Source organism: Rossellomorea vietnamensis, from assembly GCF_025398035.1.
In the GTDB taxonomy this organism is placed as follows: domain Bacteria; phylum Bacillota; class Bacilli; order Bacillales; family Bacillaceae_B; genus Rossellomorea; species Rossellomorea vietnamensis_B.
Genome location: NZ_CP104558.1, coordinates 3,974,538 through 4,000,652, shown reverse-complemented (window position 1 = coordinate 4,000,652; position 26,115 = coordinate 3,974,538). Strand labels below are relative to the sequence as shown.

Here is a 26,115-nt window from a genome sequence, read left to right as displayed (position 1 = left end):
GTTAGAATTTAACTACAAAAAAATAAAACATCTTTTGAGTTTTAAATTTAGTGTTTAACTTTTGAAATAAATTCTTCTTATTCAAGCTTTTTCATAGTCTATGGCAGGATTCATAAACTCAATAATGGTAATTACTATTTAAAGATAAGGAGTTTTAAATCATGAAAAAATCAAACGATAGCGTAATTTACAATCATTTCCCAGCACTTTTTGATAGGATGATTGATCAAGAAGTGGACCATCATGAAAAAAGTAAAGTAAATAACATCATTCAAAATCATGGAAACAGAATCGGTTCACAATCCTTAATATCTATATGTCTCTTATCTGAACACGATAGAAGTGATTGTAATTTTATCATAGATGCTCATTCAATTCAGAATAACGGTATATTAAATAAACTATCTGAAAAAGGGAAAGTTATTTACCTTAATAGAGAAAGGTTTGATTATACAAATGTAAATAAATATTTGGTTGGTAGAAACGAAGCAACGGTGTTTAGGGGATTCTGTAAGAACCATGATGAAATATTCAATCCTATTGAACATAAGCAATACGAGTTTGATAACCTTCAGCAAAATTATCTGTTTGCTTATCGAGCATTCGCAAAAGAGTATACGAATCATCAGCAGGATGCTGAGTTTTTCAAAAGATATATTGAGGAGTTAATAAACAATTCTACCTTAGAAAGTATTTTAGAGAAGCATGGAGGAGATAAAATCCCAGGTAAAGATTCAAGGGAGATGAGGAAAAAAGTTGTATTGAAGAGACATGAGATTAGAAAAAAACAAATTGAGACTTTAAATAAGGATCTTGAAGACTTAAAACAGGTAATGACTATTAATCTTTTAAAAGAAAAGTATGGAAAGTTAGAGAGCTTTACATTATCTATCCCGGTCCAAAATACTATAGCTTCCTCAAGCCTGCTATATATTTATGCGGATTTAAACGGCAGACCCTTTAACCAAAAACTTAAATATCCTTCTTTTTTGAGTATTTTCCCTCAAAATGATTCGACAATAGTTTTATTCAGTTATTTAAAAAAACACAGAAGTTATTTTTCTGAACTGATATCACAAATTCATAATGCTTCCGATTATCAAAAAGAATTAATATTTTCTAATATTTTAATGAAATATGGTGATAATATCGTATTTTCCCCAAATAAATTCCAGAGATTCGATAATAAAGCACTAGAAATATTGAGTACTGCTCTGGATAGCCGAACCCAAATGCCTGGAGAGAAATTAGTTTATTACCCATTAAATTTATTTAGACCTAATTCATATAAACCAATAATATAAAACTTAATCTCTAAACTATAAATTTCTTCTCGATAAAATGTGCTTTCTTATAGGACAGGAAAGCACTTTAGAATACGGGGTCAGACCGCTACATGCTTGATTATGGAGAAGGGATTCAGTATGCTTTTGGAGTAAAATATGGCTATTAATGTTAACATAGTTAACTTGAAAATTGGTCCTTTCCCCATAGCGTAAATACGCTAATGCACCGGAGTTCAGGCACCATTTCCCTTTATAAATTGTTTAAACTCATTGAGAGACATTATTTTCACTATATTTTCATTAGGTTTGCCTTTATAAAACGATATGTACTCTGGGATAACAATAATCCCCCCTCTAGCTCCTTCTGTAATAACTGCTTCACTAAGCCTTGTAACAGTTCTTTCGATAAAAGCAGCAGATGGTGGTTTCTTCCAACTCTTAACTTCAATTAATACTTTGTCATTTGTATTAATATTGAAAGAGAAATCATAATTTTCCTTTCTATTTGACGAAGGAAAAACTATGTAATTTTGTTTAGATATTACTTTCGCAACTTCTCTTTCAAAATTTATTACATTTTCAATTACTTGTGATTTATTACTTAATGGAATATCTTGTTGAGATTCTTTAAAATTCTTTAATATAACAATAAAAGATATTGCTAATAAACTTATTATTGATGTCATTATAAAAATATTCAAATCAATTTTTACCGAATCATTCCTTAAAAAAGGGATTGTAGTAAATAACCCACCAGATATAGAAGCTACTAAAGCAATAATAAGTGAAATATAAGAATGAATTTTAGTTCTACTTCTACTGTAATTAGATATATTAATAAATATACTTTCTTCGTTTTTAATATTTTTCTCCATATCTTCAATTATTGGAAGAAGTTTAGATAATATATTATTTCTTTGTTCTTGTGTAATTAAATCCGTTTCAAGGATTCTTGTATATATTGAATTTAAAATTTGTTCCTCAAAGAACAAATCTTCAGCCTTCAGTTTAAAATCTCTTGCTTTCCCCTCAAGTAGTCTCTTAATATCCATGATTGATAATTGGAAATTTTCATTCACAATTCTTCTAATTAATATTTTTTCAACTTCCTTATTTGCTGTGCGAATTCGTTCTTTCTTTGCTCCAACAGTTTGTCGATATCCTAGTAAAAATAATATTATAGAAACAAAAATACCAACACCAGTTTGCAAATAACCTTCCATTATATCCCCCCTATGTAGGATATTTTATCTATATTATTAAAAATTTTTTCGCAAAAAGATGGGTGTCCCATATATTTTGATAAAAGACGACTCAACTAAGATAATATCCCTTTTTCTTCAATCTATCTTAAAGAAAATTTAATTACTGTTATGAGATTCTTTATTAATATTTTTTACTATATTTGAGAATGCTATATCTTTCCAATCACTTCTCCACTCTGTATAAAATTTAATGTCGTCAGATTGTGGGGTAGGACAAGCTTCATTAATATTTACAATACAAGGGGTAGCTACAGCATCCCCAACTAAAAGGGCTTCTCTTTTTTCAAGAGAAGACAAAGCATCTCCATAACTAATAACAGCTTCAGGTAATAGTCTTTTTACATAAGATTGATCTTCTGGGTTATTTAGTCTCATAACAATAAAATTATTACATTGAGAAAATACAGTAGAGGACAACTCTGATGGCCTTTGACTAACAATCATAGAGGACAACCCATATTTTCTTCCTTCTTTTGCAACTCTTTCAACTGCTATACGAGTATTCCTATATCTTGCTTCATTTATTTTCGGTATATATTTATGTGCCTCTTCATACACCAACATAAAGGGGTTATCATTTTTTTCAAAAAATTTAGTATAATGGTAACAAAATTCAAAAATAAGTCTAGAAATTATTGAAACAACTATGGAAATTACTTCAAAAGGTAAAGAACTTAGATCGATAATTGTTACATTATTTTTCTCTTTGTAACCTAAGATTTTTTCAATAATTTCCTGTAAGTCTTGTGTAGAATATTTCTTTCCTTTTTCTTTTTCTTCGGTTATTAAAAAATGCAGGCGTTCATCATTCATTTTGTTTTCTAATCTTGATATAAATCGAGGGAATTCACCATGGTAACCGTTATTTTTTGAAGATACCTTGCTTCCTAAAATATCATTCTTACTATTGCCTGAGGATGCTTCAAAACTCAATTTTTCCCATAAAAAATCTGTACAACTTACTTCTACCTCGGTATTCTTAATGGCAAAAAGTTCTTTACCATCCTTGATATAATGAGTTTCTTCATTTTTATTACAAATATAGTTAAACACCTCTTCTAAACTAAAGTAAACAGGGCTATCATATGTAACTTTAATATTTGGATTGTACCTTATTTTGTTTTTTATTACAGCTTCCTTAAATACAGATATTTGGTTATGTGAGTTACTTTCATTACTTTCAATGAATAAATTTTCTAACTCTTCCGAATTCATAAGCCAATATGGTAAGTGAAAATTTTTCTTTTCTATTGATAAGTACCCTTGATCAGGGAACGCTCTACTATACTCTCCATGAATATCGAAAATGATAATGTGTGTATTATTTACCTTATCTATATCACTATTAATAGCTTCTTGTATTACTTTTGCTACTGTACATGACTTACCAGAACCTGTTGAGCCTACAACAGCAATATGTTTTGAGAAAAATTTATCACCGTTTACTGCTATCTCTATATTGTTATTAATTAAATGATTTGAAAAGACAAATTTATTATCAGTATTTGAAAATATACATTTTAAATCTTCTTCATTTGCAATGTTTACCCCGTTTGGAGGAATACTAATGTTCTTAATTCCTTTTATAAATTCAGGTTTGCCTGAAGTATACTCTAATTGACCAATTGGCTGTGTATTAATAATGAAATTGCCATTATATTGATTTTGAATCGTAATTTCATCCTCACTATCCTCAACCATTTTGAAACTTTTTACAAGAGTTACAATACTACGGTCGTTCCCATCTTCGACTTTTAAAAATGAACCAATCTTTATTTCACTGTCAGTATTCTTTTCTTTCCATTTTTGGAAATCGACTATTTCTATTTGTACTGAATGTGATTCAAAGCTCCTAACTCTTAACTGATCACTTTTATCCACTTCAGTTCCCCCCCAATAGCTCGATAATTTCATCATTCTTTAAACCTCTCAAAGAAAAATAATCATAGTGTTCTTCAAAGTCTCCAAAACCACCATCAATCGAAATTACTACTGGTGCAATTAAATTAATTTTCCTTTTATGTTCTGAGAAAGTATTTAACCTAATCATTTTAAAATTGTAATTTGGTATATTAACCTTTCCTCTTAAGGGCAGTGCCACTGTAAAAGGGGCACAATTGAACATTTGGCTATTAAACCTATAGTCCTCATATCCGTCATTCATAATTATTAGTTCGTTTGTATTTGACAAATGACTATAAATATTTTTTTTGAGTGCCATAATCTCTTCTTTGTTTCCATTTACAACAAAAGTTACAGGTTTTGTATCGTTTCTATTCCCACTATAATAAAACTTTTTGGCTAAGTTAATAATGAAGCTAGATAAATCTCCCCTTAAAGGGTTACCTATATATACTACAAACTCCCTAGTATTTTTCTTTATGTTTCTTGTCATTAATTCGTTTTTAATATACTTTTTTGTTGCATGAAATGATTTAAATCTTGTAATAAATTCAAAATCTAAATCCTTTCTATACTTTGATAAAGTATTTTTGAACCATAACTTTGTTATGGTTCTCTCAACTGGGTCACTCTTAATCGCTAAATCATTTATAATTTTGAACGCATTAGGTAGATAAAAATATTCAGCACTGGATTCACTAATTGAATAAGTTTCAATCAATAACTCAATAATTTCCCTTTCCATAATTTCATATTTTAATGACACTTCCCAATGAAAAAACTCTAAAAATTCCATGAGTAATTTACTATCCTTAATAAACGGCTTGTTATCTTCACTGATATACTTACTTCCACTATCAAGTGATAAAATTTCATACAAAAGCGTAATATTTATATTGGGTAGTTTATCAGTAATATAAATGAACAATCTATATTTATATTTTTTTTGTCTATTATTTAAGAAGTGGTTAAACATAATGGCTAAAGGTTTAGCTACTCTACTATTTTGAAAATTTTTTAATTCATGGTACTTGTATTGCACTAAGATTGACTCTTCTTCCTTATTTATATCTAAATCTTCAATACCTTCAATGACAAATTCCGATGCATCACTAATTTCATGAATTATCTCATGTATTGAACTAAGAAATTGGTAATTGTATCCCTTTATTGAGGAGTTTGCTTGTCTATTCGTCAATAAAACTCGCCTCTTCTACTATTTGAAATTATTTACTCATATTATAGCAACTATTCAAACCTATCTCCACAATTATCCATATTCAGTCTCATTCAACCAGTAATTAATTTAATGAAATAGTTTAACCCTTAACTAAAAATTAACCTCTTTTTGTTCGAGATATTTACCAGGTAAAGATACGTAATTTAGATATTATTTTGTGCTTTGCTTTTCTATACTATTGGTCTGCTGGATGAGTAGTAATTATGATTTTGGGGTTAAACGGGGACGGTTACAGTTTGACTTTTTCTAATCTGGGAAAACGCACTTTCAAACTAAAGATAAGTGATGCTTAACAGTTTTCATTTTTCTGTCCACTTATGCAATTAAATTGACCACCTACACCAAAGAAAACTCCGCTTGAGTTGTGTATCTTTTAAGAGCCACAAAGAATGGGGTCAGTCCTCTAGTTCACAATTCATGGGAAGATGGGGGTCAGACCCCCATCTTATTAACGCTTCACCGTACCGAGAGTCAGACCCCAATAATAAAAAATCCACTAAAAGGGACAAGGCGACCGCCTTGTCCCTTTTTAACACTATTCGCAGTGAACCCTACACTCTTTCTCACCTTATATTTGCAAGTTCCCCCGCACTTCTTATCTAAGCACGCAATAATGCCCCATTCGGCTCTTTTAACTCCTGCTCTACTATTTGATTCATCTTAGAGAAGTGGTCCAGAAATTGTTGTGCCAGCTCTTGTTCCTCTGTGTCACTTTTCAATGTAACGATGTCTCGCAGAATCTGAGCCATCCACGAATTATCGAAATATCGGTACTTGCCTGTATTCCATGTCGTTTGTTGAGGGGATTTTTCATTGACATAGTACTTCCAGAAAGGCATCTGTTTCGATTCCTCGTCTGTCAGTTGGAGTCTGTAATGGGAATGGGCAGGAATATTTCCATCTTCACAAAGTTTACCGATGAAATGATCCTTCACCATATAGACACCTAAGATGCGTCTGTCTTTTTCAGGCATGCCGGGATCGACCGCTGTCAGCAGGACCGCACTGTTTTGGTGTAAGCGACTGGGCTTGTTTGGCTTACCCTTATTCGTACCACTTTTTATTTCACCAGAGGAAACCGTCCAATCTGAAAAGGAGCTACTCTGTTCTTCTGTATCGCACCTGTAAACCATCTGCGATTCGGGATGAAGTTTATGATTTTTCATACTTTTTTCATGACCCACTCGAAGCTCCTGGTTTCTTCTTTGCCGTGCCTTTTCCTCTTCTTTCTGCATTTCTTCCTCTTTGAGTTCCATTTCCTGCTCGTGTAAAATTTTTTCAAGTGAATGGGCAGCACTTTTATCATGTAGTTTCAAGTGCTGTCCAAATGCATCCGGGTAAACAAATTTTTTATTTTCCGAGGCGAAATGGATTTCAACTACCGTATCATTATGATTCACGATGCTTCCCATACCAAACCGCTCATGTGTAACTTTCTTATTGATTAGATTCAATATATTAGTCCTCCTTGTATAAACACTCGGGTACTATTGCCTAAAAAGCTCACAAAAACTGTTTGAATTCCCTTCGGAATAAATAAGATAGATAACAAAACGTTCAATGTAAAAAATCACCAGATAATAACCTTACCATTTTTTTAATATAAATACAACTTTCGTGTTGACAAACCATTTTATTGAAAGGTAAAATGTAATTTTGTTCAAATCTTGATGATTGGTACAAGAGTGCTTTTTTGATTTTTTCTCAGGTTAAATGGGGACGGATCCAACTTGATTTTTTGCATTAATCTGGAAAAGCGTACTTTCAAACTAATGCTAAATATATACCTGAACTCTCCTCTTCACCTAGTAGAAAATACTCTCTTCCAAGTGTTCGAACCAGAGCTCCTCCGTATCAACTACTCAAACATCATGATTACATCCATCCTGATAACCAAATGTCCAATCAGCGCATTTACCCTATCTACATCCTTAGCGTCTCTATGTTGGTGGTGTTGATGTTGTTGTTCTCTAAAATCTATTCTTTCTCTAAGATCTTAAGTCTGTTTGCAGGTTCTCTCCGCACCCGATTCACATGCTTTTCGCCACACGAAGACAATCCGGAATCAGCTTTATTATCAAGCTGGTCAATCCCAGAATCATTACACCCCTTTTGACAGACAACCTCATTCAATAGAAATAATCCACACAAGCTAAATCATTCATCGGCTTAAACTTAAACACATCTTCATACTCATACTTCTTCGACTCCAGCCTCTTACAAAAAGGCCTCATTCTCACTTTAAAAAACAGGTCCTCTCGAATCTTCCCAATTGACCGAATATACGGCCTTTCACCGAGCACCACACACCCTAACTGAACTCCGCCCTCATACATGGCATTCAACAGAATCCACAGATTCAAGTGATAAAATGTATCCAAATCGAACATCCATTGATTTAAATTTCTCCATCTACTCATTTGATTCACTCCTGATTCAATCTGTATTCAACTCTTATATAGGGAGATAGGCTGGGAAAGGATACCTTTAGGTGAATGTTCTTAATTAAATATGTTGTTATCAAAGATGATTATTTCTTTTGGCTTAATCATCTTAAAAACATGGCGACCCCCAACTCATTTGGAGCAAACACAAAAAAGAAAAGCTAAATTCTTTTCTCTACTACTTTTATCAACAAAGAAAAAAACCTCATTCGCATAAATGCACGAATGAGGTTTACCACTACAATTTATTCTGAAGACTCTTCTATATTCTCCTCCGTCACCAACTTCAACGGAACCGGAATCTTCTTGTCTACCTTCTTCCCTGACAATACATCAGCCCCAGCCTGAACGGCCAACGAACCAATCTTCTCAGGCTGCTGAGCAACAGTCGCAGACAGGTTGCCATTCCGAATGCTAGTCATCGCATCTTCATTTCCATCAAATCCAACGACTAATACGTCACGTCCGGAACTTTGGATCGCCTGCAGTGCTCCCAATGCCATTTCATCATTATGAGCGAACACGGCTTTGATGTCTGGATTCCCTTGAATCAAGTTCTCCATCGTATTCAGTCCCTCGGTACGATCGAAGTTTGCCGTCTGTTTGGCCACGACATCTAGCTTTTCATCCGCGATGTTGTGAAATCCGGCTCCACGCTCACGTGTGGCAGACGCTCCAGGGACACCTTCCAGTTCTGCAACCTCGGCCCCTTCACCGAGCTGTTCGACGAGATATTCCCCGGCCATTTCGCCACCCTTTTCGTTATCAGAGCTGACGAGTGTGGCTACGTCTCCTTTTTCCGCTGAGCGGTCAAGGGTGACGACAGGGATGCCCAGGCTGTTGGCAGATTGGACGGCAGTGGAGATGGCCGCTGAATCCGTCGGGTTGATGAGTAGGACGTTGACGCCCTGCTGGATGAGATCTTCTACGTCATTGATCTGTTTGGCGGCGTCGTTCTGGGCATCGACGACGACGACTTCCATGCCTTGTTTCTTCGCTTCCTCTTCTACTCCGTTTTTCATGGAGACGAAGAATGGGTTATTGAGTGTTGAAACGGATAGTCCGATTTTGATGTCTTCAGGGTTCGAGCTTTTAGTTGGTTTCGCCCATTCGGGCGGCTGCAGGGAGCAGGCGCCCAGGAATAGGAGTGACAAACTGATTAGTAGTAACCATGCTTTTTTCATAGTATCCCTCCTACGCTGCTTTCTTTCGGTCGATAAGAACCGCAATGATGATGACGACACCCTTTACGACCATTTGGAAGAAGGATGAGACGCCGAGCAGGTTCAGACCGTTGTTTAACGTTCCGATGATGAGTGCACCGATCAGTGTTCCGACGATCAGTCCGCGTCCGCCTGACAGGCTTGTCCCTCCTAGGACGACGGCGGCGATGGCATCTAGTTCATACGATGTACCAGCTGTCGGCTGGGCTGAATTCAGACGTGACGTGAGGATCGCTCCTGCAAGTGCTGCCAGTAAACCAGCTAAGGAGTAGATCATTACTTTGATGCGTGGTACTTTGATTCCTGAGATCAGGGCTGCTTTTTCATTTCCACCGATGGCATACGTTTTTCGGCCGAACGGGGTTTTGTGCAGGATCACCCATAGAATCGCGAACGTCAGGATCATTGTGACGGCCGGTACCGGGATTCCAAGGAAGTAACCTCTTCCAAACAGTTGGAATGCATAACTGTCGCCAAGTCCTGTAATTGGGTTTCCATCTGTGTACACGAGCGTCAACCCGCGGAACATGGTCATCGTTGCAAGTGTTGCGATGAATGGGGCCATTTTTCCTTTTGTGATCAATAATCCGTTGACCATTCCCATCACAGCTCCAAGGATACAGCCGATCAGGATCGCAAGGATCGGGTCGATTCCCGATACCATCATCCCGGCCATGAGGGCACTGGATAAGGCGAGGATCGAGCCGACGGATAAATCAATTCCTCCGGTCAAAATGACGAAGGTCATCCCGTAGGCAATCAGGGCGTTGATCGCGACCTGTCGTAATAGATTCAATAAGTTCAAGGGTTCTAGAAAACTAGGGTTGATGATGGATACGGTCGCAATCAGCACAAACAGTCCGAGAAGTGGACCGAGTTTTTGCATCAGATTGCCGACGTGATTCGTTTTGAGTGCGTTATTCATGTGCGTGACCTCCTGTCGCCAATGTCATGATTTTTTCCTGTGTTGCGTCTTCCTTTGATAGCTCTCCTGCGATGGTCCCTTCATGGACGACGAGGATACGGTCGCTCATTCCGAGTACTTCTGGCAGCTCGGATGATACCATCACGATTGCGACGCCGCGGTCGGTGAGCTCGTTCATCAATTGATAGATTTCCCGCTTCGCCCCGACATCGACTCCCCGGGTCGGTTCATCGAGTATCAGCACTTTTGGACCGATGCCGATCCATTTTGCGATGACTACCTTCTGCTGGTTCCCGCCGGATAGGTTCTTTGCGTGGGTCCTGGCTGATTCGGTTTTGATCGTCAGCCGTTTGATGAGCATTTCCACAAAGTCCTGTTCGCTTTTATCATTGATCAAGCCTTTCTTCGTGAAGCTGTAGAGGCTTGGAAGAGCGATATTATCCTTCAGGGAAAAGTCGAGGACGAGTCCTTCATCCTTCCGATCCTCGGTGATGAATCCAAGACCGAGTTTCACGGCCTGATCAGGTGTTTTAATGGTGACCGGTTTCCCGTTTACGAGGATTTCGCCTTCATATCGTCCGTCGAGTCCGAAGATGGTCCTCATGATTTCTGTTCTACCTGCCCCCATCAACCCTGACACGCCGACGATTTCGCCTGAACGTACCTCGAAGCTGACCTTTTCAAACAGTCCCTTCTTCGTCAGGTTCCTGACTTCAAGCATCGTTTCACCTGGTTTTGGCTGGCGTTTTGGAAAGCGGTCCGTCAGTTCACGTCCGACCATTTTCTTCACGACCTCATCGAAGTTCGTCTCGGGGATCGGCGTCGTATCCACCGTGCGTCCGTCCCGCATGACCGTGATCGTGTCACAAATCGTGAAGATCTCTTCCATCCGGTGGGAGATGTATACAATCGACACGCCGGCTTTCTTTAGCGAGCGGATGACGGTGAAGAGCGTCTCGATTTCCCGGTCCGTCAATGCCGCTGTCGGCTCGTCCATGATGATGACTTTCGCATCCGTCATGAGTGCTTTGGCAATCTCGATCATTTGCTGCTGTCCGACTGAGCACTGTCCTGCTTCTTTTGTGAGAGGGATGGAAATGTTCAGTTTCTTAAACTGCTCATTCGCAATCGCTTTCATTTTTCTCGTGTTGATGAGACCGAATTGTGTAACCGGTTCCTTATTGATGAAGAGATTCTCAAGAACGGTCATCTCCGGCCATACATTCAGCTCTTGATGGATGAAGGCAACGCCAAATTCCTCGGCCTGTTTCGGATTGTCGAACGTCATGTCCTTCCCGTCGATGGTGATCGTTCCCTGATCCTTCTTGTGAAGGCCAGTCAGGATATTCATCAGGGTCGACTTTCCGGCACCGTTTTCTCCCATCAGGGCATGGACTTCACCTTCCCCAATCTCGATGTCTACGCCTTCAAGGACCTTGTTCGTCCCAAATGCTTTATGGATATTCTTCATGCTGATCTGCATGCTACTACCCCCTTTGTTTTAAAAAATGACTCCTGCGTGAAGTATGCAATTTGCGTACGGTGTGACTTCCCCCGTTCGGATGACAGCCTTCGCTTTGTGGGTTTCTTTCTTGAAGTCTTCATGGGATACATACTGGATTCCATCGAACCATGAGGTCATCTGTTCGTGAACCCCTTTATTTGTTTCGACTTCTTCAGCTAGTGTGACGGTTTCGACGACCATTTCTTCCTTTAACAGTTGGACCACGTCAAGGAAGGATGGCTCTCCCGGTTTCAATGCCAGGTCGATTTTCACGACGTCTGACGGAATCGGAAGACCGGCATCGGCCACGACGATCGTATCCGTATGGCCGAGATCGGCTAGTATTTTTGCTATGTGACTGTTCAAGATGCCATGTCGTTTCATTCTGCCAACTTCCTTTCCACTTCGTCTCTTGTCGGCATTCCGCCCTGTGCCCCGAATCCGGTCACGGAAAGAGATGCGGCACGGTTTGCGAACCGAAGGCTTTCTTCCATTGACTGTCCTTCCGCCACGGCCGTTCCGAATGCGGCATTGAAGGTATCGCCTGCCCCTGTCGTATCTACCACTTCGACTTTGAAGGAAGGAACCATGATTTCCTTTGTTCCATCATGGTAGCGGACTCCGGCTGCTCCTTCGGTGATGATGACTTTGTCAGGATATTGTTTCAGCGCTTCTGACGGCTTCATTCCGTTAAAAAGGACATCCGCTTCATGTTCATTCGGTGTCAGATAGCTGGCACCAACGATGACTTTCTCTGAGATCTTCCGTGCAGGTGCCGGGTTCAGTAGCAGTGGGACTTCAATCTTGTTGCACAGGTCTGCCACGTACTCAACCGTTTCCTCCGGGATTTCCTGCTGAATCATGATGAGATCGCATGTTTTGAGAAAATCGGCTGTTTTCTCAACGTATTCTGGAGTCACAAGATCATTGGCACCTTTTACGACGACAATGCTGTTGTCCCCTTCAGCGAGGATGATATGGGCGGTTCCGGATTTCTGACCTGTAACCGGTTCCACATACTCTGTATGAACACCGTTGCTCTTAAAGTTATCCAAAATCTCTTGCCCGTAAGGATCATCGCCGACGCATCCGATCATGTAAACGTCTGCTCCAAGTCTTGCTGCTGCAACGGCCTGGTTGGCGCCTTTTCCTCCGGGTACGGTGTCAAAGCTGGCGCCCAGTACCGTTTCCCCTGCACCAGGGCGTTTCGCTGATGTGACCACCAGATCCATAGATGAACTGCCGATCACGGCAATCTTCGCCTTTTCCATCTTCCTTCATCCCTTTCGTGTTGTGTTTCGCTGTATGAGTTCAACCGGAAGCTGAACCGTTGTCTCGATGTCTTTTTCTTTTTTTATTAGTTTAATCAGAAGTGCCGCGGCCTGCCTGCCCATTTCGTAAGCTGGCTGCCTGATCGTTGAGAGCGCCGGATAGGAAAGGCTACTCTGGGGGATGTCATCGTAGCCAATGATCTGTACGTCTTCGGGGATCTTCTTCCCAAGCCTCAACGCCTCATGGAGAATAGCGATACCGACGATATCATTGCTCGCGATGACCCCGTCCGTATCAGGATAGGTGGCGAATAGTTCCTCTGCCCAGCCCTTTGCGTCTTCAAAGGAGAACGAGGTCGTGGACATCACCGGGAAATCGACGTCTGTCCCGCTTAGGTACTCGACGGCTCCCCGGAATCGGTCCTGTGCCGGCTTGACGTGTGCCGGCCCCTTCATAACGGTGATCCGCTTCGCCCCTTTTTCCACCAGGGTCTTTGCTGCCAGGCGTCCCCCTTTGCGTCCGTCGGCATACACTGCCGGATAGTTGTCCGTGGTCCGGTCAAGGAGGACGAGTGGGAGATTCAATTCACTATACAGCTGATCATGCTCCACATGATTAGTCGCAGAGATCATACCGACGACATTGTTCTGAACGAAGGTCTGGATATAATCCAGCTCCTTCTGGATATTCTCGTCGCTGTTCCCGAGGAGTAGCCTGAACCCTGCCTCACTCACTTCATCCTCGACCCCTCTCGCCAGCTGCGGGAAGTATGGGTTCGTGATATCTGGAAGCAGCAGACCGATCAGTCTCGATTCCCGTTTATATAGAGAGCGCGCCACCTCATTCGGGCTGTAATTCAGCTTCTCGATCGCCGTCATTACCTTCTTCCTCGTCTCGGCTCCTACATAGCCGTTGTCATTCAGCACCCGGGAGACCGTCGCCACCGACACCCCCGCTTCACTCGCCACATCCTTGATTGTTGCCACTTGCGTCACTTCCTGTTCGTTTGGTTGGTTATTGTGTAACCGGTTACACATAAGGTAACATATTTTTGTAACCGGTTGCAATAGTTTCGTTTCTTTTTTAAGGGAAAGATGTTTTGATTAAGAAGTGAGTGTCCATTACTAGTCCGTTTTTCAATTAAAAAAACATATCATAAACGGACAGATCAGCTACATATCCTGTGGTAAAATAAGGATATAAAATATATCCATTATACAAGGTCAGGTAGTCGAAGAAAGCTATAGATTATTGGGGAGCTAGAACATGAAAAATAGAAAACAAAACAGAAAAGAATTTTTTAAAGATACCCTACTAGAGTTTATATCTGAAGTGGTTTTCAACATCTTATTGTTTATACCAAAAATGATTTTTCGCTTGATACGGAACATTTGGTGAAAAAGGAAAGTGGCTAACAAGTGAAAACCAGCTAAATGCCAGCAGTACCCTCTTCAATGTTCATTCAGGTTAACGGTGTAAGAAACTAAATGTAAGGGGCGAGAAATATTGGAGAAGGATAGTGTAGAACTGATTAAGGTTGGAAGTTTAGTAGTTATTGCCATTAGTATGGCTGTTATCGCTTGGCGAATGGGCGATGTAGTGAACTACCTATATGATATTGCTCTGAAGTAAAGCTCCTTTCTTTAAGGGGCTTTGTTAAGCCACCATCCTCCCTTTGTTGAAGTAAAGGGCAGGTTAATTGAAGAAATGATTGTTATTAAATCCGATGTGCACCCAGTACAAAGTATATTATCTGTCGATTGATAGAGAGAATGCCAGAGGAGATATGTTTAATGATAGGCTTGTATATTTTATGCTTACTTTTTGTGTGCCTTATGGTGGGGATTATATTTATTCGTAAGCATTTTAACAAAGCGGGTTATAATCATGGGCAAAAAAGAGATGCTATGATTGTACTTGGTTATCCCGCAAAAAAGGATGGAACAATGACTCCCATTTTACGAGAACGAATCAATAAAGCAACAGACCTCTATCACACTGGAATTGCTGAAGTAGTTATTTGTTCGGGTGCATCTGTTGCAAATGACCATGTTGAGGCAGAAAGCATGGCAAGAGCCTTAGTGGAATCAGGCGTGGATGGTAGCCAAATCATACGAGAAACTAAAGCGAGGGGCACTTATGAAAATTTGTTGAAATCGCGAGAAATCATGCGAGAGAGAGGGCTGAAAAAAGCAGTTATAGTTACCTCACCCTGGCATTTGCGAAAAGCTAGTTCATATGCGTTTCGGCTAGGAATTGACCATACCTTGGAAAAGTCTAAAGTGCCAAAAGAATTCGTCCTAGGTTTAGGAATCATTTACGTTTACATATACATACAGATGTTCATAATTTATTTGCGTTTTTATAAGGGAAGAAAATGAAACTTACTCCATTTAGAAGTGTGAAAATCTCTCTATTTAGTAAGAAAAGATATAGTCAGAATTGGTGATTATTCAACTAACGGCGGCGTTTGCTGAACAAGTAGCCGCCCCGCCTTGATAGGTCAGAGCATCTTCGGCTAACGGGCAGGATAGCGAAAAAAGCAATAAAAGAAAAATTTATAAAATGACTTTTAACCAGGGGGAAATAAAATGAGACCAGATATGGTTTTGGAGAAGGTTATAAAGAAGATCAATATTCAGAGTGAGTACAAGACTTTTGTAGAGGAGTATACAGCTAGCTTGCTTTCAGAGTTCAGTGGGAAGATTCACAGTATTTATATGTGTGGCTCCATTCCCAAAGGTACTGCTAAGCCATTTGAGTCTGATGCAGATTTTACAATAGTATGTGAAAGACCAGAAGATATAGATTATGATAGAGTATCGTGTCTGAAGGACCAGGTTTTACAAAAATATCGATTCGTAACGAAGGTTGATACGGTTATTTGTTCACTGGATGATGTAAGAAGTAAGCCCAATGAATGGGGATTTTGGATCAAGATCATCTGTGTTTGTATACATGGTACTGATATTGGTGAAGAAGTACCGCCTATTCTTATTTCACCTGAGTTCATATTAGACTTAAATTCAGACACTCAAGAGGCAGTGGATCGCGTTCGCGGTTTTCTATCTAATGCCAATAATGACACACTGAAATCCAGATATACCAAAGGGTACTCAAAGAAATTAATTCGTGCATTATACTCTTTGGTTTTAGAAGATACAGGGGTATGGCAAGATGACATTTCTAAGATGAAGAATGGCATATTAGATTATTGCACGATTGATTCAGCATTAGTTGACTATCTGTTTGCGTGTTACTTGGATAGTCATGTAGATGTTGAAGAATTTCTGGGGAATGCAGAAGAAGTATATCGTTATATTGAGAAGGCTTTAACTGCATTGGCTGCTTCCAGAAATACTCCTTCAGAAATATAATTTTTTTCGTGCATACTCGCTTATATGTTGCAAATAATTTATATTCCAACACAAAGAGACTCGTCAATCGACGAATCTCTTTATTTTTTATGCCCTCTATTTTGGGTGTCACTGTTTGGTGTCCGAGCACCTCAAAACGGTCCCCTTTAGGTCTCTATAGATGATCCAAAAACAACCCCGGATAATCAGTCATGACAACCTCAACACCTGCTTTTTTCACCAACTGAAATTCTTCCATTGTATTGATGGTATAAACACGCAACGGAATTCCCATCTCCATGACGATTCTCCCCGTTGGCGATTGAGCGAACACCGCCTCACAGTGGATAGCGTTGACCTGTAAGGGCTTGATCCGGTCCAGAATATTTGCTGGTATCCCTTCAAAAAGGAAACCTGTCTCAATATCAGGATCAAGCTCTCTGACCCTTTTCAGACTCTCGGCATTGAAAGAAGAAATAATCGTCTGTTCTTTCATTCCTTTTTCTTTGAGCAGCTCCAGGACCTTATCTTCCAACTGTGGGTAGTCGATTTGATCGTTCTTCAGCTCGATATTGATGATGATCGAGTCACGATGCGTGGTCACCACATCCAGGACCTCCTCTAATGAAGGAATGGACTCTCCTTTGAAAGAGGGGTGAAACCAATTTCCGGCGTCATAAGTTCTGAGCTGCTCCCACGTCAAATCCTTCACATAGCCGGTTCCATTCGTGGTGCGATCGATGGTTTCATCATGGATGACGACGATCTGGCCGTCTTTTGACAGCTGTACGTCCAGTTCAATCCCGTGGGCACCTGACTCAGCTGCTGCTTTAAACGCAGTCAATGTGTTCTCCGGAGCCTCTCCACTCACTCCGCGATGAGCAAATAATTTCATTCTCGTTTCCTCCTTTCTTCGCGAACTTTGACCAGAAAAATCCTTTTAGCAGTTTCTAAAAGTATGCTTTTTATAATTAGTATATGTATTCTGAACAGGTTATAAAGAAAATAAACGGAGGTTTTCCGCTTACGCCCAGAAACATCACCTCTTATTGCGTTTCTTGAGGTTAATAGGCAGAATTTTCCCCTCTATTGCTCAGTGACGAATAGGACGTTGCATCCGATTAATGGGGTTGGGTTGCTTCATTCATTTAATTCCCAATCTTACGCAAATGAAACTTCCCAATAGGAGTATCTTCAGGAAAGTCTAAATAAAAAGCCCAACTTCTCTACAAAACAAAATAGAGAAATTGAGCTTTTCAGCACCTTCATTTACTTATTGAATTCATTAACTCGAAGAAGTATTGGGGTTTATGAGTCTTATTCAGGTGATACCATGAATCTAATGTATCTGGTGTAAACACATCCATTTTCTTCAGTACCTCCATGGCAAATTCCAGAGGAGCTATTCCTGATGCCGTAACTAAATTCCCATCAGCCACCGCTGGTCCCGACTCATAGAACGCTTCTCCTTTATAGTTAGGACATACCATTTTCGTATATTCCAAGTTATTACTTGTATGCTTTCGAGTATCTAAGTAACCCATATCCGCAATACCCTCAACTGCACCACAAATGGTAGCAATAATTATGCCATGCTCTAAAGCTTGGCCAACCCTTTCCAAGATTGGTTGATGAATATCTTCACTCCAAGTAGTCCCTCCTGGTAAAATTAAAAGATCTTTACTCTCAAGAGTACATTCATCAAAGGACATATCTGGCTTTATGCTCAGTCCTCCCATCGTCGTAATCATTTCTTTAGTAGCTCCTACTGTCATGACGTTTACACGAGCTGCGTCTTTTTTGAAATATCTTCCTGAGTTTAGTTCAGCCATCAAATATCCGTATTCCCAGTCCGACATTGTATCAAATACATATAGAAAAGCTTTGTTTGTTTGCATCCAATTACACTCCAATCACTATTGATAGAGCCATTATAATAAAACTTCCCTGACAGGTAGCGTCAGGGAAGTCATTAAACTTGATGAAATTCTATTAAAGTTAAAATGTCAATTATTCAACTATTAAAATCCAAAACAAATATCCCAGCCCCATTACATAATTACTCAGATAGAAAATCTTTGATAGCTTTCTTATTTTCACTAACATCTAAGTCAAGTACTAATCCGACCCCATCATAATACTCGTCGGTATATGTATGATCTAATGGTATTCTCATCGATTCAATGTTTTTGTTTTTTTCTCCTAATACTGAAGTAGCTATGGAAAGCACTTGAGATGTCTTAATATTCGTTTTAATAAAAGGCTTGATTATCCCTAATGTTTTCGGGATTTTCATCACTCCTTTTACATCAGTCATCTCATCTGTTAGTAACTTAAGAACTTCTTGCTGTCTACGTACTCTACCGAAATCACTTTCACTATCTTTACGGAATCTCACATAACTTAGCAACTGATCTCCATCAAGTTTTTGCATTCCTGGATGAAGTGGTGGATTAATCCCTTTAACCATTTCTTTTTCAATGTCCATTTCGACACCATCTGGAAATACCTCATCGATAATACTGGAAAAACCTTTAAAGTCTACTAAGGAGTAATATTGAATATCCATATCAAAATTTTCTTTTAAAGTTTTTCTCAATAGTTCTGGTCCTCCAAATGCATATGCAGCATTGATTTTCTGTGAGCCATGACCAGGTATATCAACATAGGAGTCTCTCATTATTGATAAAATTTTCACTTCATTGTTATCCGAATTATATTGAGCGACCATTATGGTGTCCGTTCTTGATATTTCCTTTCCCCTTGCATCCGTTCCAAGTAATAAAACATTCGTTATTCCCTTTTTAAGCTCTGCTCCATTAAATTCAACCTTCTGATCAAGAATAACTGAATTGTTGGCTGACTTTTCAAGTCCAGCTTGATACTGAAAATATACATAAGAAGCACCAAGTAGAAAAACAAGAATAATAATAGAAAAGCATAATAATATGATTTTTCTCTTTTTTCGTTTTCTTTTTCTTCTATACATTTTTCTGTCAATTCTTTCATTCATATATATTCAACCTCTCTGAGTTCTCCTCAAATCCCTGCTCATAAAGGCATCACCATGTGCCCACTTATCCCAAGAACGTTCAAAATTCTGTACAATTAACCATCAACCTGCACTTTACTTAAACTCGAACAATTGCTTTGATAACTGCGTTTTAAAGGTTTCATCCAATTCAACATAGAATACTCCATCTGTTCTAATAGGATGTAAAAATCCTTCCAGAGGAATCGTGTTAATATCCAAAGAATCCATTTCAGTGAATACTCTCTTCATTTCTTCAGGTGAAACATTGCTTTCTCCTTGTTGCCTGAAAGATTTGAAATCACTTGTACTAACATAAGTAAGCATGTGTGAAAAAAGTTTATTCATAAAATAAGGTGGTAGCTGGTGTTCCCCGTCGATTGATAAGATTCTAGCCATTTCTTCACCACTGACATTTTCCATTCCCTTATAGTAATTATATGTGTTTCCTCTAGCTGCCTTCATGTCTATATTCTCTTTTACGTTTATCTGAATGTCTTCCATCGAATTGAAAAAGTCTTCAACTTCTTCCCTTTCCCACATAAAGTAATAATCAATTGGCATATTCAATGCCTTTTCCACGGTATTGTTTACTGCAACTGCACTGCCCTTAAAAGCAAAAGCATGAGTCAGTTTATCCTCCGTTATGGTTTCTTTTTCTGCATTCATAATGGGAACCTTTAGGCTTGGAGGAAGCAGAATGACATTTACCTTTTTGGCTCTCTTGTTAACAGTAAAGAGAAGGTTGATGTCCGTCCGCATGTCTTCATTGGCAACCATCACCAATATTGAAGTCACCTGATCCTCCTCTTTTTCATCGGCATTAGAAAGACTTAACATCTGATTATCCCTGTAATCACCTGTCAATGAAGGAATAAACACAAGAAGGAATAGCGATACCAGTATAAGAGTAGCCATCCCTGGAAATAAGTGTTTCTTATTCATTACCCCTACAGTTCCAGTAGCCTTTAGTTGATTTCTTTCATGTATCTTCTTAAACACTTCTTCCCGATCCTGTTTTGTAAATTGAAGCGACCCTTGGGTTAGCTTAATCGCCTTCTTAAAGTTAATGGGATCCATAGATTTCTGCCTCCTCCATTATAGGTTTTAAAACCTTTTTACCTCTCCTCAACCTGGTTTTTACCGTATTTGCATTCACACCAGTAACCTCCGATATTTCATCAATGGTCAAAGAGAGATAATAATAGAGATAGATGATTTCCTTGTATTTTGTTGGCAAGGAATAGACAATCCTTTTAATCTCTTGATTGACAGAATCTTGAACGACTTTTTGATCCAATGATTTCTGATATTTTTGTGTATTTTCTTGTATATAGTGCACTAGTTGAACCTTCTTACATTTCCAGCTCTTTAAGTAATCTTTACATTCATTTATAGTAATTCTGTATAGCCATGTCCGAAGTTCAGATTCTTCTCGAAAGTGTCCTAGTTGGTTGTAGCATTTGACAAAGGCATTTTGCGCAAGGTCTTTTGCCATATGCTCTTCCTTTACATAAGTATAGGCAAGCCTAACCAATTCATCACCATAGTCACCCATGGCTTGGTCAAGGATGTCATCTCTTTCTTTTTTGTCCATGTTTATTCCCTTCTTGTATAAGTTATCTGTTTGACGATTAAGTCAGACAGATAGTTTCATTTTTTCATAATTAAGGATGTTTTTTCATTTTACAAAAGAATTTTAGAATATAAGACTTGTCATTCTTTACCTTTTTCGATTAAAGATGAAAATTCGAACTAGCTTCAATCCTAAAAGGAAAATAATAAAACTTCCCTGACAGGTAGCGTCAGGGAAGTCATTAAACTTGATGAAATTCTATTAATTCCGTCAAAACTTCAATCATTCGTTTCTTAAGACTGATGGGCTCCATCACTTTAATCGATGTATTGTACGGTAAAAGTAAATAAGGTACATAGGTATGTATGATCTCTTTTTCCAGAAGAAATACGGCTTGATTGGAGGTACGTTCTTGTAGATAATGTCCCAAGAACCAATGGTGGCAAATATCATCCAATGCACTTTTATCTCCATGAAGAACCAAAGAAATAATCCCATCCATATCTTTTATTGTTGGAAGAAGATTTTTCACGAAAAAGTCACGTGCTGAAAAATTCTCCGGTCGGTTAAAGGTATTTTCGGTTAACATTAGACGTTCCATTCGATCCACTCTAAAACTACGGATATCATTTCGAAGATGACAATATCCAATCACATACCACTTGTTATTCCAATAGATCATTCTGTAGGGATCGACTAATCTTTCACTTAATGGCTTTTCGCCACTTTTATAATAAAGAATGTTGACTGAGTACCCATCAGCTACGGCCTGCTCCAATTCTTTCAAAAATGGTTCAATAGAAGATGAACGTATTCCACTTATGACTTCAAGACTCGTAACATGTTGGTTTACCTTTGTTTCCTGCTCTTGATTGGAGTGGTGACTGAGTTTAGAAAGGGCCCTATCGAGTGCTTCCCCTCCATAATATCCGGCTTCTTCTGCAAAAACAGCAGCGTGAAAGAGTGAAGTTTGCTCCTCAAAATCAAAAAACAGAGGAGCCTCAACAAAATGATTCAATAAAGAGTACCCACCGTTATGTCCCGGTTCTGAAACGATCGGTACGCCACTTGTAGAAATGGTATCAATATAACGATACACCGTCCTTATATTCATCTCTAGCTTTTCTGAAATTTGCTGTGCCGTCACTTTTTTACCTGAACGAAGCATCCAGAGAATGGCTAGCATATTGTCAATTTTGGGCATATGATTCTACCTGTATCCCTCTATATTTTTTAAAAAAATTGGAAATTAGTAATTATAATGTTCGGGGACTGTCATGCATGATATTAACAAGAATTATATAGATAAGTATATTAGCAGGTAATAAAAGAAATATTAACCTTACTCCCAAAGAAGAAATACCGAAATATTCCGCTATTCCTCCACAAACACCGCTTATTGACTTATCTGTTCGGGATTTTATTAACTTGTTATTCACTTCAACTCCCCTCCTTGGGACACCAAAGTATTTATATTTTTAACGGTAATTATTCCATTAACCTGCCCGATAACTTCAATAAAAAAACCGAAGTACTGCTGCATGATCTTCACTTAATACCCCTGGCAGCTAAATATGGTTTGTTATATTACAATTTCCACTCGTGTTCCAAAACACTGTATAGTAATGAATCTCGCCAGCCATCTTTCATTAACAAATCTTCACGCATTCTACCTTCTTTGGTCAATCCAACTTTCTCCAAAACTCTTGATGAACCTATGTTCCTTGGGTCACAGGTTGCATATATACGATGAAGTTTATGTTCTCCAAATCCAAAATCAATTAATAGAGTTGCAACTTCTGTCGCTATCCCTTTTCCCCAATAATCCGGATTAACAATATAGCCAATTTCCCCCACTTTATTAGTGAAATCCCTTATATTAAACTCTCCAGCACCAATCAAAATTTCATCATAAATAACGGCAAAAATAAACCTTGTTCTTGGGTTTTGCGTAGAGTCTTTTATCGCTTGATTTACAAAATCCTGCGACTCTATTTCTGTATTCGGTCCCCAAGGCTGATATTGACAAACGATCTCTTGTGATGCGTATGTATGTACACCCATCCAATCACTCGTAGTAAATTCCCTTAACCATAACCTTTCATTTGAGAGACTACTATTACTGTTTTCGATTTTAATCTCCTCCACATATCCTTTTTTCTAAGCTGCCTCAATAATTGAATAAGTGCAGTAGTAGAATCAATTAACACATCTTCGATTACTGCCCCCCGCTACATTAAGAAGTCTTATTTTCTTAAAGCCGTATTTACTGCTTCAATCGCATGAATAACTGTTGTATCAAACAATGGAACTTGTGAATCCTCGGGTTTAACTAACAATCCGATTTCTGTACATCCCAAGATGATTCCTACAGCTCCTCTATCCACTAATTTTTGAATAACACCCTTATAATAATCCTTAGATGATTGTTCCACTTTCCCTAAACACAACTCTTCAAAGATAATTCCCAACTCATTCCACCTATAAGTCCAATCGTTTTCATTGCTTTGTCCCCCTGGTTTTCATTTCCCTCAACTTTGCAAAACTTTATCTCCTTTGGCATACTCCATATAAAATAATGTTGTCGTGTTTCAATTGTGATAGTTTCTTAATCTTTCTTAAATATAAGTTCCGAACCCACCTGCTTCTTAAATTCCCAGGTTAACTTAATACCAATTATTCCAAAAATTTTTAATTCTTACAATGGTTTTACTCCGCCAAAAAAAGCGCGATGTTAAATAATCGCGCCCGTTACTTGAACAAATTAAAGGCTCTCTTCCGTATCTCAAGAGGGATCTGATATTTTTTTAAAACTATCCATGTTGCTGAACCAATGCGCTACAAAGAAAAGGAATAGATAAATAAAAAAGTCATAAATGGTTGACCATCCTTTTGGATCGTAAAAATCAATCATGGCAAAGAAATTCATACCTATAAAAGCCCCAATTGCAGCAAATATTGAACCTTTTAAAAGTGCATTCGTTCTTGGTTTGATTTGGAGGGCAAACATAATGGCAACAGGAGCTAATGAAAAATGATAGGGAAGAAATAACAGTGGAGCTATAGGTGAAAATTTCATGGGGTAAGACCACAACCCATAAGACAAGGCAATAAGGTCAATGATTAATGATAAAATGATGGTTACAAATCCTCCAATAAGAAGTCTGCCTGTACTTTCCTTGTTTCTAAACAGAAACCAAAGGATCCAAGGAATAATAAATAGTCCGATTCCAAACCACCATTGCCATGTAAACATAAAGGAATGAACTACTGCATCCGTCATCAAATCATTTACTTCAATTAACTTTTCGGTAGCTCTATTCGCTTGTTGTATTCCTTCTCTCACTCTCATTCTTCAATCCTCCTCACATATCCCTCACGCCTTTACCCTGAATTGTGCGTGTGTTTTAATGGTTATCTTTTGTCATTTATTTTCCTATTATACGTGTAACAAATTTATAAGTGTTTCTAAGCTATCAGTACTTTAGTCGTAGAAGACTATTCAACAACCTGGCCTTAAATCGGAGACAGTTCTTACACGACTTTTTGACTTAGGGGAATTAGTTGAAGAAAAGGTATAAAAGCGAATGAACAAATCATTTTCAATAAATTATTCTCTCCCCCACTCAGCTTAAATGTTATAATTATCCAAAAAAAAAAAAAAAAAAAAAAAAAAATGGGAGTAGATAAGATGGTACTTGAGTTAAGAAATTCTTTGATTGAGAAGGCTGTTTATCTAAAACCCAGGGAGTTAAATGTTTTTAAGAGTGCTCTAGAGTTTACAGAACGAGCGCATCTGGGACAGAAAAGGGCTACTGGAGAACCTTATGTTTGTCACCCATTTACAGTGTGTGAGATTCTGATGCACTATAAAGCGGATAGTACAACTCTTATAGCAGCTCTCCTTCATGATGTGGTTGAAGATACTGATTGCTCCTTAGAGGATATCGAAGACCAGTTTGGTCCCCAGGTTGCCTTGATTGTAGATGGATTAACGAAGTTTGAGAAAGGTTCTATAAACAAAGAGCTCTATCATGCCTTGAATTCCGAAAAACTGCTTTCACACGCAGCCAAGGATATTAGGGTAGCCATTGTGAAAATAGCAGATAGGCTTCACAATATGAGAACGCTTGGTATTAAAAAGATCGAAAAGAAAGTTCCTTATGCAAATGAAACTTTAGTCTTTTTCTCTCCGCTTTGTGAACGGTTAGGGTTAGTTGAATTCCAATCGGAACTCGAGGAACTTGCTTTTAAGTATCTCAATCCTCAAAGGTATGCCGGTGTAAAGAATCTTAAAGGTAATTATGAAAAAATTTTCTCCAACATCTTTCATTATTGTAAAAGACACATACTAGAAAATAACCAAACACCTCTACCTGTAGACATAAAATGGCGTTCTGCACCCATCTACGTTTCATATTCAAAACTTCAAGAAGGAGAGTCTCTCTCTAAGCTTTTCACCATTCAAATCATCACAGATACCCCAATAAACTGTTATACACTTTTAGGAATCATCCATAACTCATTCAGACCTGTTCCCAATATGTTTAGAGATGAGATTTCGGGTCAGCGAAAGAGATTCGATAGCCATCTTAAAACCTCCGTCATGGTTCAGGATGTGGAGGTCAACGTTGAAATCAAAACGGAAAGCTCTTTGAATGTGAGTATATTTCATTTACTCAATGAACTTTCTGTCACAGAAATAGAAGTGCTCAGTTCCGATTTACTAAGAGATTCCATTCAGTCTGTTAAGGCTGTTTCGAATGATCCTATAGAATTTTATGAATTGATTTCATTTGAATTACTGCAAAATGATATTACAATTTACACTCCTAAAATGGACGTAGTTTCCCTCCCGAATGGTTCAACCGCTTTAGATTTTGCATTCTTTTTAGATCCCTCAATAGCAACAAGGATGTACGGGGTAAAAGTAAATGGTGAACCAAAAAACCTTTATACAAAATTAAAGGATATGGATCTAGTCGAAATTTTGATGGAAGAACATGAAACAGTAGAAGAGGATTGGTTGAACCATGTACAAACCTCAAAAGCAATGAAGGAGATTAATATGAAGCTAAACAACTGTTAAAT

Annotated in this window: 24 protein-coding genes and 1 pseudogene; 4 read left to right on the top strand and 21 right to left on the bottom strand. The window is 38.4% G+C overall.

Features of this window, described 5'->3' with window-relative positions:
* Window positions 1-161 precede the first annotated feature (161 nt).
* Window positions 162-1,304 carry a hypothetical protein gene (locus N5C46_RS20455; RefSeq protein WP_261750020.1) on the top strand — a complete coding sequence of 381 codons (1,143 nt, stop codon included), beginning with the start codon at window positions 162-164 and terminating at the stop codon, window positions 1,302-1,304.
* Window positions 1,305-1,519: 215 nt separating this feature from the next.
* Here the strand turns inward: N5C46_RS20455 and N5C46_RS20450 are convergent, their stop codons facing one another.
* From N5C46_RS20450 to N5C46_RS20400, 11 genes are all read right to left on the bottom strand, one after another.
* Window positions 1,520-2,509 carry a hypothetical protein gene (locus tag N5C46_RS20450; protein WP_261750019.1) on the bottom strand — a complete coding sequence of 330 codons (990 nt, stop codon included), beginning with the start codon at window positions 2,507-2,509 and terminating at the stop codon, window positions 1,520-1,522.
* 138 nt (window positions 2,510-2,647) lie between these two features.
* Window positions 2,648-4,468, bottom strand: a complete 1,821-nt coding sequence (locus N5C46_RS20445; RefSeq protein ID WP_261750018.1) for an ATP-binding protein — start codon at window positions 4,466-4,468, stop codon at window positions 2,648-2,650.
* On the bottom strand, window positions 4,434-5,651 hold the full coding sequence (locus N5C46_RS20440; RefSeq protein ID WP_261750017.1) for a hypothetical protein: 1,218 nt from the start codon (window positions 5,649-5,651) through the stop codon (window positions 4,434-4,436). The genes N5C46_RS20445 and N5C46_RS20440 overlap by 35 nt, the downstream gene beginning before the upstream one ends.
* A 641-nt stretch (window positions 5,652-6,292) precedes the next feature.
* Window positions 6,293-7,147, bottom strand: a complete 855-nt coding sequence (locus tag N5C46_RS20435; protein ID WP_261750016.1) for a malate synthase — start codon at window positions 7,145-7,147, stop codon at window positions 6,293-6,295.
* Between the two features lie 675 nt (window positions 7,148-7,822).
* On the bottom strand, window positions 7,823-8,113 hold the full coding sequence (locus tag N5C46_RS20430; RefSeq protein WP_261750015.1) for a hypothetical protein: 291 nt from the start codon (window positions 8,111-8,113) through the stop codon (window positions 7,823-7,825).
* A 269-nt stretch (window positions 8,114-8,382) separates the two neighbouring features.
* Window positions 8,383-9,321, bottom strand: coding sequence for a ribose ABC transporter substrate-binding protein RbsB (rbsB, locus tag N5C46_RS20425; protein ID WP_261750014.1), 939 nt, complete (start codon window positions 9,319-9,321; stop codon window positions 8,383-8,385).
* Between the two features lie 10 nt (window positions 9,322-9,331).
* Entirely contained in the window at window positions 9,332-10,285 is a 954-nt protein-coding gene (gene rbsC, locus N5C46_RS20420) for a ribose ABC transporter permease RbsC (protein ID WP_034756545.1), read from the bottom strand.
* Window positions 10,278-11,768 (bottom strand): sugar ABC transporter ATP-binding protein, encoded by a 1,491-nt coding sequence (locus tag N5C46_RS20415; RefSeq protein WP_261750013.1) that lies wholly within the window; start codon window positions 11,766-11,768, stop codon window positions 10,278-10,280. The genes rbsC and N5C46_RS20415 overlap by 8 nt, the downstream gene beginning before the upstream one ends.
* A gap of 18 nt (window positions 11,769-11,786) precedes the next feature.
* Window positions 11,787-12,173, bottom strand: a complete 387-nt coding sequence (gene rbsD, locus N5C46_RS20410) for a D-ribose pyranase (RefSeq protein ID WP_159362501.1) — start codon at window positions 12,171-12,173, stop codon at window positions 11,787-11,789.
* Entirely contained in the window at window positions 12,170-13,060 is an 891-nt protein-coding gene (gene rbsK, locus N5C46_RS20405) for a ribokinase (protein WP_261750012.1), read from the bottom strand. Before rbsK ends, rbsD begins: the two co-directional genes overlap by 4 nt.
* Before the next feature lie 6 nt (window positions 13,061-13,066).
* The gene (locus tag N5C46_RS20400) at window positions 13,067-14,047 is read right to left on the bottom strand and encodes a LacI family DNA-binding transcriptional regulator (RefSeq protein WP_261750011.1); all 981 of its coding nucleotides are present in this window, start codon (window positions 14,045-14,047) and stop codon (window positions 13,067-13,069) included.
* Window positions 14,048-14,854: 807 nt separating this feature from the next.
* Between N5C46_RS20400 and N5C46_RS20395 the strand changes: the two genes are divergently transcribed.
* Both N5C46_RS20395 and N5C46_RS20390 read left to right on the top strand, forming a co-directional pair.
* A complete protein-coding gene (locus N5C46_RS20395) occupies window positions 14,855-15,442 on the top strand; it encodes a YdcF family protein (protein WP_261750010.1) in 588 nt (195 codons plus the stop codon).
* 222 nt (window positions 15,443-15,664) lie between these two features.
* Window positions 15,665-16,438 (top strand): nucleotidyltransferase domain-containing protein, encoded by a 774-nt coding sequence (locus N5C46_RS20390; protein WP_261752389.1) that lies wholly within the window; start codon window positions 15,665-15,667, stop codon window positions 16,436-16,438.
* 154 nt (window positions 16,439-16,592) lie between these two features.
* On the opposite strand, the gene N5C46_RS20385 is transcribed toward N5C46_RS20390, so the two are convergent.
* From N5C46_RS20385 to N5C46_RS20340, 10 genes and pseudogenes are all read right to left on the bottom strand, one after another.
* The gene (locus N5C46_RS20385) at window positions 16,593-17,312 is read right to left on the bottom strand and encodes a glycerophosphodiester phosphodiesterase (RefSeq protein ID WP_261750009.1); all 720 of its coding nucleotides are present in this window, start codon (window positions 17,310-17,312) and stop codon (window positions 16,593-16,595) included.
* 370 nt (window positions 17,313-17,682) lie between these two features.
* Window positions 17,683-18,315, bottom strand: coding sequence for a type 1 glutamine amidotransferase family protein (locus tag N5C46_RS20380; protein ID WP_261750008.1), 633 nt, complete (start codon window positions 18,313-18,315; stop codon window positions 17,683-17,685).
* Window positions 18,316-18,476: 161 nt separating this feature from the next.
* Window positions 18,477-19,430, bottom strand: coding sequence for an LCP family protein (locus tag N5C46_RS20375; RefSeq protein WP_261750007.1), 954 nt, complete (start codon window positions 19,428-19,430; stop codon window positions 18,477-18,479).
* A gap of 114 nt (window positions 19,431-19,544) precedes the next feature.
* On the bottom strand, window positions 19,545-20,528 hold the full coding sequence (locus N5C46_RS20370; protein WP_261750006.1) for an LCP family protein: 984 nt from the start codon (window positions 20,526-20,528) through the stop codon (window positions 19,545-19,547).
* Window positions 20,515-21,045 carry a sigma-70 family RNA polymerase sigma factor gene (locus N5C46_RS20365; RefSeq protein WP_261750005.1) on the bottom strand — a complete coding sequence of 177 codons (531 nt, stop codon included), beginning with the start codon at window positions 21,043-21,045 and terminating at the stop codon, window positions 20,515-20,517. The genes N5C46_RS20370 and N5C46_RS20365 overlap by 14 nt, the downstream gene beginning before the upstream one ends.
* Window positions 21,046-21,265: 220 nt before the next feature.
* Window positions 21,266-22,228: a helix-turn-helix transcriptional regulator gene (locus N5C46_RS20360; RefSeq protein ID WP_261750004.1), complete on the bottom strand. Its 963-nt coding sequence runs from the start codon at window positions 22,226-22,228 to the stop codon at window positions 21,266-21,268.
* Between the two features lie 52 nt (window positions 22,229-22,280).
* Window positions 22,281-22,463, bottom strand: a complete 183-nt coding sequence (locus N5C46_RS20355) for a PspC domain-containing protein (RefSeq protein WP_261750003.1) — start codon at window positions 22,461-22,463, stop codon at window positions 22,281-22,283.
* Between the two features lie 148 nt (window positions 22,464-22,611).
* On the bottom strand, window positions 22,612-23,088 hold the full coding sequence (locus tag N5C46_RS20350; RefSeq protein ID WP_261750002.1) for a GNAT family N-acetyltransferase: 477 nt from the start codon (window positions 23,086-23,088) through the stop codon (window positions 22,612-22,614).
* A 182-nt stretch (window positions 23,089-23,270) separates the two neighbouring features.
* Window positions 23,271-23,489: pseudogene (locus N5C46_RS20345) on the bottom strand (aspartate/glutamate racemase family protein); the annotation flags it as partial.
* Window positions 23,490-23,809: 320 nt separating this feature from the next.
* Window positions 23,810-24,376: a CBO0543 family protein gene (locus N5C46_RS20340; protein WP_261750001.1), complete on the bottom strand. Its 567-nt coding sequence runs from the start codon at window positions 24,374-24,376 to the stop codon at window positions 23,810-23,812.
* Between the two features lie 339 nt (window positions 24,377-24,715).
* Between N5C46_RS20340 and N5C46_RS20335 the strand changes: the two genes are divergently transcribed.
* Window positions 24,716-26,113 carry an HD domain-containing protein gene (locus N5C46_RS20335; RefSeq protein ID WP_261750000.1) on the top strand — a complete coding sequence of 466 codons (1,398 nt, stop codon included), beginning with the start codon at window positions 24,716-24,718 and terminating at the stop codon, window positions 26,111-26,113.
* The last annotated feature ends 2 nt before the right edge of the window (window positions 26,114-26,115 follow it).